Source organism: Tardiphaga sp. 866_E4_N1_4 (genome assembly GCF_052076075.1).
Taxonomy (GTDB): Bacteria; Pseudomonadota; Alphaproteobacteria; order Rhizobiales; family Xanthobacteraceae; genus Tardiphaga; species Tardiphaga robiniae.
In genome coordinates this window covers 4,018,560-4,032,828 of sequence record NZ_CP197242.1, presented here as the reverse complement: position 1 = coordinate 4,032,828, position 14,269 = coordinate 4,018,560, and the positions used below count along the sequence as shown (strand labels likewise).

The window sequence follows — 14,269 nt, the reverse complement described above, 5'->3', positions numbered from 1 at the left end:
GCCGGTCACATCAGGCATCAGGCTTTTGGATCGCCCAGCGTGCGAATGGCGTTCTGCATGGTACTTTCGGAATTGTCGATCAATGAGCTGACGCTCTGGAAGGTGCGCTGTGCGGTCATCATCTGCGTGAGTTCTGTCAGAGGATCGACATTCGATCCTTCGACGTAGCCCTGCTGAAAGCCAACCGTGACGAAATCGAGCGCGGTGGTCGCCGGCTTGCTCGGAATCACGCCTGACGTTCCGAATCGTTCCAGCTTTGCGTCCGGAGCGATGTCAAACAGGCCAAGCTGACCGACCTGGATGCGGCCCTGCGAAATGGTGCCGTCGCGCACGATTGTCAGCGGGCCGGCGTCGGGATCGACGATGATCGGCGTGCCGCCTGAATCGAGGATTGGATAGCCGGTGAGGGTCTGAAGCTGTCCGTTGATGTCGATCTGCATGCGGCCATCGCGCGTATAGACGGTGCCGTTCGGCCCAGCAAACGCCATCCACGTCGTGTGGCCGGGATCGGGGCCGCCGGGGTAAGCGGCCATGCTATTTCCGGTGACCGCAACGTCCAGGGTATTGCCGGTCTGGGTAATAGCGCCTTCCTTGCGCGAGATGAAGTTTTCGCCGGGCGAGGAGAACGCGACCGCCTGCGTTGCTGCGCGCGACATTGCAGTCTCGAACTTCACCGCGTCGGCACGGAACGCGGCGGTTTTCATATTGGCCATGTTGTTGGCAATGGTTTCGAGTCGCTTCTCAAGCGAGACCTGGGCCGAGAGGCTGACATAGAGCGCTGATTGCATTTTATCGTCCGATTTTCAGGTTCTGCAGGGTGGTCAGCACGTCCGTGCTGAGGCCCATTTCGAGCGGCTGCGTGATGAGGGTGCTTGAAGCCGATTGGGCGGCGGACGTTCCGTTCTCCATCTCCCACATCACCGAAAAACGCTGCAGGAACGTCTGCAGCTTTTCGGGGGTCTGGAAATCCGCGATGGCGACTTTCGCGCTGAGCATATTCGCCTGTTTGTCGACATCCGCCATCGAGGTCATCGGTGAAATGCCAAGCGCGATCTGGGCGACCTTGATCAACGCCGGATCAGCGAGAATCTGATAGATGCTGGTGATCTTGGGCGCCTTGCGCTCGAAGTAGAGTGCCAGACGAACACCTTCATTTTGCGATCCAGCGTCTTCCTCGAGTTGCTGCCGGACGTATTTCTCGACGGTGCCGACCTGCGCGGCGGTCGTGCTCGTCGCCTGGTCACCCAGCTTGGCGAAGTCGAATGCGGTGGCGAATTCGCGGTAGCGGGCGTCGGAAAGCTGGTTGGCGAACGTGGTCGAGCTGGCAACACCTTCCGTAAGAACCTTGCGCATGAACGCCTTGGCATAGGTCATGTCGCTCAACCCGTAAGCCTTCATGGCATAGCTGAACAACCGATAGTCGCCGATGAACTCGTCGATCGTCTTCACATCGCGGATGTGTGACAGGTAGTATTCCGTGTCCTTCGACACGTCCGGCTTCTCCATCGTCTGCTGCAACGATTTGACAATATTCTTGGAGATCAGCTGGTAGCTTGCGATTGTCGAGACCATCGGCAGTGGGTTCCCAGTCTGCGGGCGCATGCGGCGAGACTGGCCTCAAACTCCCCGCACAAGCTTGCGCGGGGCTGGCCGCCGCAGGCCGATGTCAGCCTCGTGCAAGCATCGTTGCCTAAGTGAATCGTATCCTCAATTTGGAGCGGTGCGCTTGAGCATTCTCTTTGGCGTCATTATCACACTCGCCAGTCTGATCGGCGGCTTCACCGCGATGGGCGGGCATCTCAGCGTGATATGGCAGCCCTGGGAGTTCGTCATCATCATGGGGATGTCGCTGGGCACCTATGTCATTGCGAATCCCTGGAAAACCGTGGTCGACACCGGCCGTGCCACCGTGCAGGCGTTGACGGTCGCGGTGCCAAAACAGCGTCACTACCTTGATCTGCTGGGGCTTCTGCATTCGCTGATGCGTGAAGTGCGGAACAAAGGCCGCAACGAGGTGGAGGCCCATATCGACGATCCATCATCGTCAGAAATATTCACCGCCTTCCCGACCGTTCTCGCCAATGAGCCGCTTCTGCACTTCATCTGCGACTACTTCCGCCTGATCATCATGGGCAGCGCGCGGCCGCATGAGATCGAAGCGCTGATGGACGAGGAAATCGAAACCATCATTCGCAGCAAGATGAAACCATATGGCTCGCTGATGATGGTGGCCGAAGGACTGCCGGCGCTCGGTATCGTCGCCGCGGTACTCGGCGTCATCAAGGCGATGGGCGCTCTCGACCAATCCCCGAAATTGCTCGGCGGCTTCATCGGCGCGGCTCTGGTCGGCACATTCGCCGGCATCTTCTTGTCCTACGGTCTTGTCGCGCCGCTGGCCCACAAGATCAAGCTGGTGCGCGAGCAGCGCGCGCGGATGTATGTAATCGTCAAGCAGTCACTGCTCGCCTTCATGAATGGGGCCCTGCCGCAGATCGCGATCGAACACGGCCGCAAGATGATTGGCCCCGGTGAACGCCCGTCGATTGATGTCGTCGAAAGCGAAACCATCTCCGGCGGTCCCGCGAAGGCGGCACCTGCTGAATCCTCGGCGAAAGCGGGAGCACGGGCCTGATGTCAGAAGTAAAGTCAGGCCGCGTAGATCAAGGATCAGATCAACTTTTAGGGGCTGCCGGAATTTCCGTCGAACGCATGCCGATGCTGCATGTGATTTTCGACCAGATGACGAATCTTTGTGCCGAAAGCCTGCGATCCATGTCGCCCTCGCAGTCGTATTTCTCGCTAAGCAGCGTGGGCAGCGATCGCCTCTCCGATATCCTCGATCGCTATGAGGGCGAAGCCATTGCCGCGGTGTTCTATGCGCAAGCATGGGATGCGCGCATCCTGATCGGTTTCGATCGCGATTTCGTCTACACCATGATCGAGCTCCTGTTCGGCGCCGATGGTGCGGAGCCGCCGCTGGATATGCCGCGGGTATTCTCGAATGTGGAGTTGCATGTCGCGCAATCGCTGTTCGAGCGCTTTGGCAAGGCGTTGCAGGCGTCATTCGACCGCGCTTCCGACGTGACGTTCAACCTGGAACGTGTCGAGACGCGCATGGACTATCTTGCGATCGGCCGCCTCAACAACATGGCCGTGTGTGCGAAGATCCTGCTGCAGGGTCTCGATCGCGGCGGCGAGATGTTCATCGTCATTCCGCACGCAGCGCTTAATCCGATCCGGCAGTCGCTGTCGCAGATCGTATCCGGTGAGTCGGCATCCACCGATCCGAACTGGAGCCGTCAGCTGCACAGCGAGATCAAACGGACTGAAGTCGTTCTGAAGGCGGTTCTCGAAGAGCGACAGTTTACTCTCGGCGAGGTCGCGAAATTTCACGTCGGCCAGGTGCTCAAGCTTAACGCCACGCCGGACACGATGGTTCGCCTCGAATGCAATGATCAACGCCTGTTCTGGTGCCAGCTCGGCCAAATGAATGGCGTCTATTCACTGCAGGTCAAGGAATCGGCCGACCAAAAACGGGAATTTATCGATGGTATCCTCGCTCGTTGACATCATCCTTTTTGCGGCTCTGCTCTTCACGAGCATTCGCGTTACCAAGATGCATCGTGAACTCGTGAAGTTGCGCGCACATCAGGGGGAGTTCACTGCTGTGGTTGGCAAGACCAATGAGACGGTGGATGACATGGTGTTGATGGTACGCGAATTCAGTTCAGACGGACGGCAAATGGTTCAGGCGCTTGGCGACAAAATAGATGAGGCGCGCAAAGCTATCGCGGAAATCGATACTCGCACTGCGGCACAAAATCCGGCTTAGGCCAAGATCTGAGTTTTCAAGAAGGCAGGGGATATGAAGCAACCATTCGATATCGATCCAGTAAGTGCAGCGACCGCTACAGCTAGCGACCCGCTCAAGGCTGACGGCGCGTCGTTCGGCAAACTGGCAGATCTCGCGGCTCGCGCTGCCGAGGAAACCAGCCGGCTGACAAATCTTGAACCTATCCTGCGCATCCCGGTCACGGTGCAGGTGCTGCTCGGCTCAGCCACCATGCCGGTCGCGGATCTGATGAAGCTTGGCCGTGGCGCAGTGATCCCACTCGATCACCGTGTGGGCGAGCCTGTCGAAGTCGTCGTCAACGGACGCATCGTTGCGCGCGGTGCGGTTGTGGTCGTGGAAGACGAAAATTCGCGTTTCGGTGTATCGCTGACGGAAATCGTCGGAGGAGCGGCTGGGGATCCGGACGCTTAAAGAGATTTTCCCAAAGAGATATTCCTAATGGCATTCAATGCACCTGCTAAGCGCGCCGGCACCAGCATCAAACCGCTGGGTGGCACCGAGAAAGCAGCAGCTCTTCTGCTGGCCATGGGGCGTGAGCTCTCGGGCGGCCTGCTTCGGGAGTTTGATCCCGAAGAGATCAAACTGGTCACGCGCGCGGCGGCCGAGCTCAAGCCCATCTCGGGGCCTGAGCTCGAGGCGATCATCGAGGAATTCGCCCAGAATTTCTCGGAAGGTCCGAATATCTTCGGCACCGTCGGTGAGCTGGAGAAGCTGCTGAACGGCGTGCTGCCGCCAGAACAGATTACTGACATTATCTCCGAAGTTTTGGGCAACAAGACGAAGTCGGTGTGGGAACGCATCTCTCTCGTCTCGGAAAGCCTGCTCGCCAACTATCTTCTCAAGGAGCATCCGCAAACCGCGGCACTCATTCTCTCGCGGGTGAAGCCGGCATGTGCTGCTCGCGTGATGAGTCATCTTCCGCCGGATATCCGGCACGACCTGATGCGGCGCATGCTCAGCCTCAAGCCGGTTGTCGAGGATGCCATGGGCATTATCGAGAAAACGATGCACGAAGACTTTATGATCAACTTCGCTCGGAACCTGGCATCCGACACCTATCCGCGCATGGCTGACATCATCAACAAGATGGAGCGGACGCAGATGGAGGAATCGCTGAAGAACCTCACCGAATCGCGGCCGAAGTCGGCCGAGATTCTGAAGGGCATGCTGTTTACCTTCGACGACATCGTGAACCTGACGGCCAAGGCACGCATGCTGATCTTCGATCAGGTGCCGACGGACCGTGTGGTGATGGCGCTCAAGGGATCGGATACGACATTCCGCGAGCTCATTCTGTCGTCGCTCGCCTCACGCACCCGTCGCCTGGTGGATCACGAACTGGCAAACGGTATCCCCGCCAATCAGCGCGAGATCCTGGATGCCCGGCGCGCCATTACCGATCTTGCGCTCGATATGGCCGGACGCGGCGAAATTGAACTCAACCCCGATCAAGAAGATCAGCCGGTATTCACCTGAAGATAGAGCATTGTGTCTGACGAACCCGACAAGGACAGTAAAACCGAAGAGGCGACAGAGAAGAAGGTTCGTGATTCCGTCGAGAAGGGCCAAATCCCGGTCTCGCGCGAAGCGCCGATTTTCGCCTCTATGCTCGCACTGCTGATTATTCAAAGCTTTCTGACCACCGACAACGTCAGAAAACTGACATTCACTTTAGCCCGATTGATCGACGATCCGTCGGGCATCCGCATCCGTAATGGAACGGATGCTATTGAGTTGCTCACCGCGGTCGGTATGAGTGCGGCGGGACTGGTTATTCCGATTGTTATCGTCCTGATGCTGGCCGGGCTGGCGTCATCTTTCCTGCAGAACGCACCGCGAATTGTGTTCGATCGCATCCAGCCGGAAGCCTCGCGCATCTCAATAGCGAAAGGTTGGGGCAGAATCTTCGGCGCGCAGGGACGTGTGGAATTCGGAAAGTCGGTCTTCAAGTTCGTCGCTATCAGTCTGGTCGTGATGATCGTCCTGCGGGCTGAGGAGGCCGTGGCCGTGAATGCATTGTTTAGCGATCCGGCGGCCGTCCCGGAATTGGTGCTGACTACCGCGATGCGGCTCGTCTCCGCCATCAGCATTGCGACCATTGTCCTGGTATCGCTCGATCTCGTCTGGGCACGCTTCCATTGGCGCCGCGAACTGCGCATGACGAAGCAGGAGATCAAGGACGAGTTCAAGCAGGCTGAAGGCGATCCGATCGTCAAATCACGGTTACGTTCGTTGGCACGCGATCGCGCTCGCAAGTCGATGCTGGCGGCCGTTCCGCGCGCCACGCTGGTGATCGCAAATCCCACGCATTACGCGATTGCGCTGAAGTACAAGCAGGGCGAAGACGCTGCGCCGACGGTGCTTGCAAAGGGGCAGGACCTGATCGCGCTGAAGATCAGGGAAATCGCCGAGAAGAATGGTGTTCCGGTGGTGGAAGACAAGATGCTGGCGCGCTCGATGTACGATGTCGCATACATCGACAAGATGATTCCGTCGGAGTTTTTCCGCCCTGTCGCGGAAATCATCTACTTCCTGCATTCGCGAAAGCAGAAGACGAACGCGTAAGCGCTCCGCGCATGTCGTGATGCGCATCTCCAGCCTCGGACAAGTTTCCATTTGTAAACCATGATCAAGGAATCATGTTTGCCTGGGGGATAAGTGGGACCCGTCTATCTCTTCGATGTTGCCTCATCGCATGAGCGATGGCTGTCGCTGCGGCAGTCCGCAATCTCGGCGAATGTCGCCAATGCGAACACGCCGGGCTATCGCGCGCAGGACATTGAACCGTTCAACAAGATTCTCGATTCGAAAGTCGTTCCTGTGACGGTGACGTCGCCGGCGCATATCACGACCGGCTCTTCGGTTGAGGCCCAGGGCATGCGCAAGGAAAAGAGCTGGGAGACCGTTCACTCCGGCAACTCCGTCAGCCTTGAGCAGGAAATGCTGAAGGCCGGCGATATCAATCGCGACTATTCACTGAATACGGCGATCGTCAAATCGTTTCATCGCATGTTCATGACAAGCATGAAGACCTGAGGGAAATGACGATGATTGATCCGTTGCAAGCATCTGTTCAGATCGCAAGTTCCGGCCTTGAAGCGCAGTCGACCCGCTTGCGTGTCGTGTCGGAGAACCTTGCTAACGCCAATTCGACCGGTCGCACGCCAGGCTCGGATCCGTATCGCCGCAAGACCACGACCTTCACAGCCGAGATGGACCGTGCCGCTGGTGTGCGCATGGTCAAGGTGAAGGATGTCGGAACCGATCAGGCGCCGTTTCGCGTGGACTATGAGCCAGGCCACCCGGCTGCCGATCCAACCGGTTACGTAAAGCTGCCCAATGTGAACTCGTTGATTGAAATGGGCGACATGCGGGAAACCAATCGGTCCTTCGAGGCCAACCTACAGGTCATCAAACAAGTGAGATCCATGGTGTCGATGACCATCGATCTCTTGAGGAGCTAACCATGCTTGAAGCGGTATCCTCAGTCAGCAGTGCTGGTGAGCTCGCCAAAACCAGCGAAGTCATCAATTCCGCGACACCCGCGGTGCAGCCCGGTGCGGCCACCGTCGGCTTCAACAACGTCCTCGAACAGGTCGCGGCCGATGCCATCGGTTCGATCAAAGCCGGCGAAGCCGCGTCAATCCAGTCCATCCACGGCAAGCTCTCGGCACAGAAGGTGGTCGAGGCGGTCATGTCTGCCGAACGGTCATTGCAGATGGCTGTCGCCGTCCGCGACAAGGTCGTTCAGGCGTATCAAGAAGTCAGCCGAATGGCGATTTGAGGTTTAATCATGAGAGCTCTGGCCATTGCTGCCACCGGTATGGGCGCGCAGCAGCTTAATGTCGAAGTGATCGCGAATAATATCGCGAATATCAATACGACCTCGTACAAGCGCTCTCGCGCGGAATTCACCGATCTGTTCTATCAGATCGACCGTGCGCAGGGCGTGCCCAATCGAAGCGGTGAAGGCGCCGTGCCCGAAGGCGCGAAACTCGGCCTCGGCGTCCGCTCCGCTGCGGTGCGCAAGCTGCATCTGCAGGGCGCCATGGCGCAAACCGGCAATACCTACGATCTCGCCATCAATGGTCGGGGCTGGTTCCAGATCGCCGGTCCCAATGGTGAGACGCTCTACACGCGCGCGGGCGCGTTCAACCTGAATGAAAACCGCCAGCTTGTGACAGCAGACGGTTATCTGGTGACGCCAGCGATCGTCGTTCCGCAAAATGCCGTGGACGTGATCGTCAACGAATCCGGTCAGGTGTTCGCGAAGGTTGACGGCAACGTCGCGCCCGTTCAGCTCGGCCAGCTCTCGCTCGCGAACTTCTCCAATGAAGCCGGCCTGGATCCACTGGGCGGAAATCTCTATCGCGAGACAGTCTCATCCGGTGTGCCGGTTGTCGGCTTCGCAGGCGATATCGGCTACGGCAAGCTGCATCAGAACTACCTTGAGAGCTCGAATGTCGATCCGGTGAAGGAAATCACCGAGCTGATCTCGGCACAGCGTTCCTATGAAATGAACTCAAAAGTCATTCAGGCGGCTGACGAGATGGCATCGACCATCTCGAAGGGCATGCGGTAAATCCACAGAACGGGATCTCGGCCTGATGCGCGCAGTTACCATCGTTACCCGCTGGGTCGTGAGCCTCGTGCTCGCGGCCGGCATTGCAAGCGTCGCCCAGGCCGCGGACGAGTCTGTCCGCTATCCGGTGCCGGCTACAGCGATCTATCCCGGTGACGTCATCAGGGATGAAATGATCATGGATCGCAATTTTGCGCCCAATATTCAGGGCGCAAGTGCATTCATCAACGACCGTGCGTCCCTCGTTGGCCGCATCGCGCGTCGTACACTGTTGGCGGGGCACCTGATTCCGATCAACGGTCTCGAAGATCTGAAGGCCGTCACCCGCGGGGCTGTGGTGAAGGTGCTCGTCGAGGATGATGGGCTCATTATCGTCACCTATGCAACATCCCTGCAGTCCGGCAGTGCCGGCATGATGGTGCAGCTTCGCAACCTCGATACCGGCGTCACTATCCGGGGCATCGTCCAGCAGGACGGATCAGTACGGATTCAGAACGGATGATGCTGCGTCTCCTTTGCGGTCTCCTGCTTTCGCTTTCGATCTCGGCGGCAGATGCCGCTGTGCGTGTGAAGGACATCGCCAATCTCAAGGGCGTGCGGGAGAACCAAATCCTCGGCTATGGCCTTGTGATCGGCCTCAAGGGTACCGGTGACACGTTGCGCAACGCGCCGTTCACCGAACAATCGTTGCAATCGATGCTCGACAATATGGGCATCAATATCCGTGGCACCTCGTTGCGCACGCGCAACGTTGCCGCCGTCGTTGTGACGGCCGACCTGCCGCCGTTCGTCGCAGGTGGTTCGCGAATCGACGTCGCGATCTCGTCGCTGGGCGACGCATCATCCTTGCTTGGCGGAACGCTGGTGATGACGCAATTGCGCGGCGCCGATGGTGAAACCTATGCCGTCGCGCAAGGAGCTATCGCCGTAGGCGGCTACAACGTTGAAGGCGCTGCACAAACGCTCAGCCAGGGTGTGGCCACAGCTGGCCGTATCCCAAATGGCGCGCTGATCGAACGTGAGATCAAGGGGCGTTTCAGCGAGATGGAATCGCTCATCCTTGAGTTAAAAAACCCGGATTTCGTTACCGCAACGCGCATCATGGATGCGATCAACGCGCACGGCAGTGGCCGTTACCAAAAGGCCGTAGCCTTCGAACGGGATTATCGTACTATCGTACTGTCCCGACCGCGTGGCACCTCGCCGGTGCGCTTTATCGCCGAGATCGAGGAACTGCTGGTCGAGCCGGATACGCCGGCGCGGGTCGTGGTCGACGAACGTACGGGAACAGTGGTCATCGGCCGGAATGTACAGATTTCGACGGTCGCGGTGACCCATGGCAATCTGTCCGTGAGAATCACCGAGGCGCCGATCGTATCGCAGCCGTCGCCATTTGCGCGGCGCGGTGAGACCGTGGTGGTGCCGCAGACCTTCATCGAAGCGAATGAGCCTGGCGCCAAGATCGCAATTCTGCGCGGGGCAGATTTGCAGCGCCTGGTGCGTGGTCTCAATCAGATCGGCCTGAAACCGCAGGGAATCATCGCGATCTTGCAGGCGATCAAGGCGGCCGGCGCGCTGCAAGCGGAACTCGTCATCCAGTAAGCCCGGGTCAGCGTCACGCAAGCCAAAGCGTGCAACGCTCGCTCAGCTGAATCACGAGAACACGAATGGCGCGCGTTGCAAATCGATCGATCAAGTTTCTCATGCTGGTCGGTATGGTGCTGTCCACACAAGCATCGGCCGAACCCGAGCAGAAGCTCTCAAAGCCGCTGAACCTTGGTGAATTTGCAAAGACGCCGCAAGTTGCGCGCCCCCGCCCGGCTGCAAACAAGCAGGACCCGGTGGTGCGTCCGCCTGCCGATTCGGCGCTGATCACGGGCGCCATCGACAAAAAGGATAGCGCAGCCGCGAACTCCCAGGAATCCGACGTCGCGCGCTTTTGCAGCAACATCGCAGATCAGGCGCTCGATGCCCGTGTGGCGTGGCAGCAGAAAGAGCTGGAAGCCACTGAATCCAAGCTGAAGCTGCGCATTGCCGAACTTGAGGCCAAGCGAGCCGAATATGAGGAATGGCTGAAGCTGCGCGAAGAATTTCTCAAGAAGGCGGAAGACAGCGTCGTTGAAATCTATTCGCGCATGAACCCCGAAGCTGCGGCGCAGCAGATCGCCAGCATGGCCGACGATACTGCAGCTGCCGTACTTGCCAAGCTGAGGGTCCGCGTCGCCAGCGCGATCCTCAATGAAATGGAGCCGGCACGTGGCGCGCACCTCGCCGACACGCTTGCCGGGATGCGTCGCACCGACGACGGGAAAGCCAAGAAATGATGTGGTTGAGAGTGATTCTGATTCCGGTCGCACTGTCGTGCCTGACCGGTTGCGCCAGTAATCTCGCCGAGGTTGGCCAGGCGCCCTACATGTCGCCGATCGGCAACGGCATGCAGGTTGATGCGCGCGCAATTCCGATCGAGAGACGAGCCTATCGTAGCGCGGGCCCTCACTCGATCTGGAATGACCGCAAGGACCTCTACCGCGATTCCCGGGCAACGCGGGTCGGCGATCTTCTGACCGTAAATATTCTGATGAACGATAAGGCGATCCTCGACAACAAGACGGATCGGTCGCGCGACTCGCAGATCAAGGTTGAGTCCGATTACTCGGCCAATATCGCCAAATGGCTTTCTGCCGGAAACTTCGACACTAACGTCAAGTCCCAGTCATCGAACAAGGGCGCTGGCAAGATCGACCGGAACGAAGAAGTGCGTTTCTCGGTGGCTGCCGTCGTTGTCGACGTGTTGCCGAACGGCAATCTCCTGGTCAGCGGTTCGCAGGAGATGCGCGTCAATTACGAAATGCGCATCGTCAATGTCGGCGGTATCGTGCGCCCGATCGATATCAGCCGCAACAACACGATCGCCTATGAGAAGATCGCCGAAGCCCGCATTTCGTATGGCGGGCGCGGCCGGTCCATGGAAGTGCAGCAGCCGAACTGGGGCCAGCAGGTCTACGACCAGGTCGCGCCGTTCTGATGAGGATCGCTCATGGCCGATGACACCGCGAATGAAGGCCAGCGCCCCGGGTTCATGCAGTGGTTTGGCGCCCTGCTGCTCGTCACGGCGCTCTCGGTCGGGGCTGGAGCGCTGGCAAGCTTGCATTTGATGTCGACGTTCCAGCGCATCAGTGAAAACCAGAAGGAAGTCCCGGAGAAGCCGATCTCGTCGGCCTTCAATGCCAATGATCGTCTGCGCAAGATCACACCGGTCGTGACCAATCTGGCGGCGCCGCCAAATGCCTGGATCCGCATGGAGGCCTCGATCGTGACCGATAAGTTGACCGAGGAGGAGGCGAGTATCGTGGTCGCCCGCATCGGCGAGGATGTTGCAGCCTATCTGCGCACGCTCACACCCGCGCAGATCGAGGGTGCCCGCGGTCTGCAGTATCTACGCGAAGACTTGAATGAGCGCGCGCTTACGCGTTCGAGCGGCAGGGTCCGTGAGTTGATCATCGAGACGCTGGTGGTGCAATGAAGCGTATCATTCCGATCCTGCTCCTGGTGCTTCTGCCAACGGCTGCAGTGGCGCAGGTTCCGGATCTGTCGACCCTGCTTCCGCAGGGTGAGGGTAGTGCCAGCGGCCGAATCATCCAGATGGTCGCGCTGCTGACGGTGCTGTCACTGGCGCCGGGCTTGCTCATCATGGTGACGAGCTTCACGCGGTTCGTCGTCGCACTCTCATTCCTGCGCACAGGGCTCGGCCTGCAGACGACGCCGGCCAATATCGTGATGATCAGCCTTGCGCTGTTCCTCACATTCTATGTGATGGCTCCGACTTTCGATCGCGCGTGGGTGAACGGCCTTCAGCCCCTGATGAAGAATGAGATCACCGAGCAGGAAGCCTATTCGCGGGTTACGGATCCGTTCCGGGATTTTATGTTGCAGCACGTACGTGAAAAGGATCTGCAGACCTTCGAGAACCTCGCAGCCGAGAGTATGAAGGTCAAACTCGACGGTCAGCGGGTCGATCTGCGAATCATCATCCCGGCTTTCATGGTGTCGGAGCTTCGCCGTGCATTCGAGATCGGCTTTCTTGTCGTCATGCCGTTCCTGGTGATCGACATGATCGTTGCAACACTAACGATGTCGATGGGCATGATGATGATGCCGCCCACGGTGTTTGCGCTACCGTTCAAGGTACTGTTCTTCGTATTGATCGACGGCTGGAATTTGCTCGCAGTCGGTCTTGTGAAGTCGTTTCTCTAGATCATTTGATTCATTACGAGGTAAGTGACGAATCAAATGATTGCTGTTAACTATACGAGCCGCCGCTCCCTTCAGCTTTGGGTAAGGTTTGGCGGCTAGCTTGCAATTCACGACAGGTTGGGTCGATCAGAAATCGACATCCCAAAGGCATGATGCCGCCCTCTCGTACCGGTGAAAGTCCGGTATGTCCCCAGCAAATCAATCAAATTAAAGGGACATACGATGTCTAGCTTGATGACCAACTCCCAGGCCATGACCGCACTGCAGACTCTGCGTTCGGTTACGTCCAACCTCTCCACCACGCAGAACCGCATCTCCACCGGCTATCGCGTGTCGACCGCGTCGGACAACGCCGCCTACTGGTCCATCGCGACCACGATGCGTTCGGACGTTCAGGCTCTGGGCGCCGTGCAGGACGCTCTCGGTCTCGGTGCCGCGACCATCGACACCATGTATACCGGCCTGAGCGCGACCGTTGACGTCGTCTCGTCGATCAAGGCCAAGCTGGTTGCTGCCCGTACGCCGGGCGTTGACCGTGCGAAGATCCAGAGCGAAATCACCGAACTCCAGAAGCAGCTGAAGAACACCGCTGACAGCGCCGTGTTCAACGGTGAAAACTGGATCTCGGGCGACTCGACCTCGGCCAGCTACAACGCGACCAAGAGCGTCGTGTCGTCGTTCTCTCGTGCCGGTGGCGCTGTCAAGATCGACACGCTCACGGTCGACCTGAACGCCGTCAAGCTGTACGACGCCAATCTGGATACGGCCTATAACGCCCAGGCCTTCCCGACGGGCACCACTACCGCTTACGCTGCTGCGACCGACGTCGGCGGCAACATCACCGTGACGGTTGGTACAGCTCCTGCGATCAATATCGCAGTTGCGGCCAAGACCTCGCTCTCCGACATTGCCACCGCGATCAACAAGCTTGGCATTGACGGTCTGTCGGTCGGCGTCAACACCGCCGGCACGCAGCTCGCATTCAAGAGCCGCAACGACTCCGACATCGTGATCAACGCCGCCGTTTCCGGCCTCGGGCCCAATGTCACGCTGACCGCGATCGTCGGCGCCGTCGACACCAAGAAGGGCATTCTCGACGCCACCATGGATGCCTATACCGGCGCTGCCTGGGAGACCTTCAGCGTTTCGTCGCTGGATATCTCGAAGCTCACCGACAACGCTTCAGACCTCGCCAAGCTCGAGACCTATATCTCGGGTACCGACAAGGCGCTGGCCAAGATCACCGACTCGGCTACCAACCTCGGTGCCATCAAGAACCGTATCGGCCTGCAGCAGAACTTCGTGAAGACACTGACCGACTCGCTCGATCGCGGTATCGGCCAGCTCGTCGACGCGGACATGAACGCCGAATCGACCCGACTCCAGGCTCTGCAGGTCCAGCAGCAGCTCGGCATCCAGGCGCTGTCGATCGCCAACTCGGGCAGCCAGAGCATCCTGTCGCTGTTCCGCGGTTAATCGCTCTCGTATCGTGAATAGGAATGGCCGCGACCAATCATGGTCGCGGCCATTTCGCATTCAGGCTCTCCGTAACCCTCGGACAAGCTTCACAATCGATGATC

Annotated in this window: 19 protein-coding genes; 17 read left to right on the top strand and 2 right to left on the bottom strand. The window is 58.7% G+C overall.

Annotated elements, in window-relative coordinates:
* Positions 1 to 17: 17 nt before the first annotated feature.
* Both flgF and AB8B20_RS19520 read right to left on the bottom strand, forming a co-directional pair.
* On the bottom strand, positions 18 to 788 hold the full coding sequence (flgF, locus tag AB8B20_RS19525; protein ID WP_093757679.1) for a flagellar basal-body rod protein FlgF: 771 nt from the start codon (positions 786 to 788) through the stop codon (positions 18 to 20).
* A gap of 1 nt (position 789) precedes the next feature.
* Complete coding sequence (locus tag AB8B20_RS19520; protein WP_439074253.1) at positions 790 to 1,572, bottom strand: DUF1217 domain-containing protein; 783 nt, start codon at positions 1,570 to 1,572, stop codon at positions 790 to 792.
* Between the two features lie 154 nt (positions 1,573 to 1,726).
* On the opposite strand from AB8B20_RS19520, the gene motA reads away from it, so the two are divergent.
* The 17 genes from motA to AB8B20_RS19435 all read left to right on the top strand — a co-directional run bounded on the left by motA (position 1,727) and on the right by AB8B20_RS19435 (position 14,165).
* The gene (motA, locus tag AB8B20_RS19515; RefSeq protein ID WP_256461226.1) at positions 1,727 to 2,632 is read left to right on the top strand and encodes a flagellar motor stator protein MotA; all 906 of its coding nucleotides are present in this window, start codon (positions 1,727 to 1,729) and stop codon (positions 2,630 to 2,632) included.
* The gene (locus tag AB8B20_RS19510; RefSeq protein WP_089263426.1) at positions 2,632 to 3,567 is read left to right on the top strand and encodes a FliM/FliN family flagellar motor switch protein; all 936 of its coding nucleotides are present in this window, start codon (positions 2,632 to 2,634) and stop codon (positions 3,565 to 3,567) included. Before motA ends, AB8B20_RS19510 begins: the two co-directional genes overlap by 1 nt.
* Positions 3,548 to 3,832, top strand: coding sequence for a hypothetical protein (locus tag AB8B20_RS19505; protein ID WP_093757678.1), 285 nt, complete (start codon positions 3,548 to 3,550; stop codon positions 3,830 to 3,832). Before AB8B20_RS19510 ends, AB8B20_RS19505 begins: the two co-directional genes overlap by 20 nt.
* Positions 3,833 to 3,865: 33 nt before the next feature.
* Positions 3,866 to 4,264, top strand: a complete 399-nt coding sequence (gene fliN, locus AB8B20_RS19500) for a flagellar motor switch protein FliN (RefSeq protein ID WP_175369216.1) — start codon at positions 3,866 to 3,868, stop codon at positions 4,262 to 4,264.
* Between the two features lie 27 nt (positions 4,265 to 4,291).
* Positions 4,292 to 5,329 (top strand): flagellar motor switch protein FliG, encoded by a 1,038-nt coding sequence (locus tag AB8B20_RS19495; RefSeq protein WP_093757676.1) that lies wholly within the window; start codon positions 4,292 to 4,294, stop codon positions 5,327 to 5,329.
* Positions 5,330 to 5,341: 12 nt separating this feature from the next.
* Positions 5,342 to 6,418 (top strand): flagellar biosynthesis protein FlhB, encoded by a 1,077-nt coding sequence (gene flhB, locus AB8B20_RS19490; protein ID WP_093757675.1) that lies wholly within the window; start codon positions 5,342 to 5,344, stop codon positions 6,416 to 6,418.
* Positions 6,419 to 6,511: 93 nt separating this feature from the next.
* A complete protein-coding gene (flgB, locus tag AB8B20_RS19485) occupies positions 6,512 to 6,889 on the top strand; it encodes a flagellar basal body rod protein FlgB (RefSeq protein WP_089263431.1) in 378 nt (125 codons plus the stop codon).
* An 11-nt stretch (positions 6,890 to 6,900) separates the two neighbouring features.
* Positions 6,901 to 7,317 (top strand): flagellar basal body rod protein FlgC, encoded by a 417-nt coding sequence (flgC, locus tag AB8B20_RS19480; protein WP_089263697.1) that lies wholly within the window; start codon positions 6,901 to 6,903, stop codon positions 7,315 to 7,317.
* A gap of 2 nt (positions 7,318 to 7,319) precedes the next feature.
* Positions 7,320 to 7,637 carry a flagellar hook-basal body complex protein FliE gene (locus AB8B20_RS19475; protein ID WP_439062022.1) on the top strand — a complete coding sequence of 106 codons (318 nt, stop codon included), beginning with the start codon at positions 7,320 to 7,322 and terminating at the stop codon, positions 7,635 to 7,637.
* Positions 7,638 to 7,646: 9 nt separating this feature from the next.
* Entirely contained in the window at positions 7,647 to 8,435 is a 789-nt protein-coding gene (flgG, locus tag AB8B20_RS19470; RefSeq protein WP_149529791.1) for a flagellar basal-body rod protein FlgG, read from the top strand.
* A gap of 25 nt (positions 8,436 to 8,460) precedes the next feature.
* Positions 8,461 to 8,937: a flagellar basal body P-ring formation chaperone FlgA gene (gene flgA, locus AB8B20_RS19465; RefSeq protein WP_231078757.1), complete on the top strand. Its 477-nt coding sequence runs from the start codon at positions 8,461 to 8,463 to the stop codon at positions 8,935 to 8,937.
* A complete protein-coding gene (gene flgI / locus AB8B20_RS19460; RefSeq protein WP_439074997.1) occupies positions 8,937 to 10,037 on the top strand; it encodes a flagellar basal body P-ring protein FlgI in 1,101 nt (366 codons plus the stop codon). Before flgA ends, flgI begins: the two co-directional genes overlap by 1 nt.
* Before the next feature lie 65 nt (positions 10,038 to 10,102).
* On the top strand, positions 10,103 to 10,759 hold the full coding sequence (locus AB8B20_RS19455) for a MotE family protein (protein ID WP_244528074.1): 657 nt from the start codon (positions 10,103 to 10,105) through the stop codon (positions 10,757 to 10,759).
* Positions 10,760 to 10,764: 5 nt separating this feature from the next.
* Entirely contained in the window at positions 10,765 to 11,460 is a 696-nt protein-coding gene (gene flgH, locus AB8B20_RS19450; RefSeq protein ID WP_089263698.1) for a flagellar basal body L-ring protein FlgH, read from the top strand.
* 12 nt (positions 11,461 to 11,472) lie between these two features.
* Positions 11,473 to 11,958, top strand: coding sequence for a flagellar basal body-associated FliL family protein (locus tag AB8B20_RS19445; protein ID WP_439074254.1), 486 nt, complete (start codon positions 11,473 to 11,475; stop codon positions 11,956 to 11,958).
* Positions 11,955 to 12,689, top strand: a complete 735-nt coding sequence (gene fliP / locus AB8B20_RS19440; RefSeq protein WP_439074255.1) for a flagellar type III secretion system pore protein FliP — start codon at positions 11,955 to 11,957, stop codon at positions 12,687 to 12,689. The genes AB8B20_RS19445 and fliP overlap by 4 nt, the downstream gene beginning before the upstream one ends.
* Before the next feature lie 222 nt (positions 12,690 to 12,911).
* Complete coding sequence (locus AB8B20_RS19435) at positions 12,912 to 14,165, top strand: flagellin N-terminal helical domain-containing protein (protein ID WP_093757670.1); 1,254 nt, start codon at positions 12,912 to 12,914, stop codon at positions 14,163 to 14,165.
* Positions 14,166 to 14,269 lie beyond the last annotated feature (104 nt).

Bases quoted from the DNA above. Each gene is read 5' to 3' on its own strand.
- AB8B20_RS19520 (WP_439074253.1), bottom strand. From the start codon at position 1,572: ATGGTCTCGACAATCGCAAGCTACCAGCTGATCTCCAAGAATATTGTC.
- AB8B20_RS19475 (WP_439062022.1), top strand. From the start codon at position 7,320: ATGCTTGAAGCGGTATCCTCAGTCAGCAGTGCTGGTGAGCTCGCCAAA.
- flgF (WP_093757679.1), bottom strand. From the start codon at position 788: ATGCAATCAGCGCTCTATGTCAGCCTCTCGGCCCAGGTCTCGCTTGAG.
- flgG (WP_149529791.1), top strand. From the start codon at position 7,647: ATGAGAGCTCTGGCCATTGCTGCCACCGGTATGGGCGCGCAGCAGCTT.
- flgC (WP_089263697.1), top strand. From the start codon at position 6,901: ATGATTGATCCGTTGCAAGCATCTGTTCAGATCGCAAGTTCCGGCCTT.
- AB8B20_RS19445 (WP_439074254.1), top strand. From the start codon at position 11,473: ATGGCCGATGACACCGCGAATGAAGGCCAGCGCCCCGGGTTCATGCAG.
- AB8B20_RS19510 (WP_089263426.1), top strand. From the start codon at position 2,632: ATGTCAGAAGTAAAGTCAGGCCGCGTAGATCAAGGATCAGATCAACTT.
- AB8B20_RS19495 (WP_093757676.1), top strand. From the start codon at position 4,292: ATGGCATTCAATGCACCTGCTAAGCGCGCCGGCACCAGCATCAAACCG.
- flgA (WP_231078757.1), top strand. From the start codon at position 8,461: ATGCGCGCAGTTACCATCGTTACCCGCTGGGTCGTGAGCCTCGTGCTC.
- fliN (WP_175369216.1), top strand. From the start codon at position 3,866: ATGAAGCAACCATTCGATATCGATCCAGTAAGTGCAGCGACCGCTACA.
- fliP (WP_439074255.1), top strand. From the start codon at position 11,955: ATGAAGCGTATCATTCCGATCCTGCTCCTGGTGCTTCTGCCAACGGCT.
- flgI (WP_439074997.1), top strand. From the start codon at position 8,937: ATGCTGCGTCTCCTTTGCGGTCTCCTGCTTTCGCTTTCGATCTCGGCG.
- AB8B20_RS19505 (WP_093757678.1), top strand. From the start codon at position 3,548: ATGGTATCCTCGCTCGTTGACATCATCCTTTTTGCGGCTCTGCTCTTC.
- AB8B20_RS19435 (WP_093757670.1), top strand. From the start codon at position 12,912: ATGTCTAGCTTGATGACCAACTCCCAGGCCATGACCGCACTGCAGACT.
- AB8B20_RS19455 (WP_244528074.1), top strand. From the start codon at position 10,103: ATGGCGCGCGTTGCAAATCGATCGATCAAGTTTCTCATGCTGGTCGGT.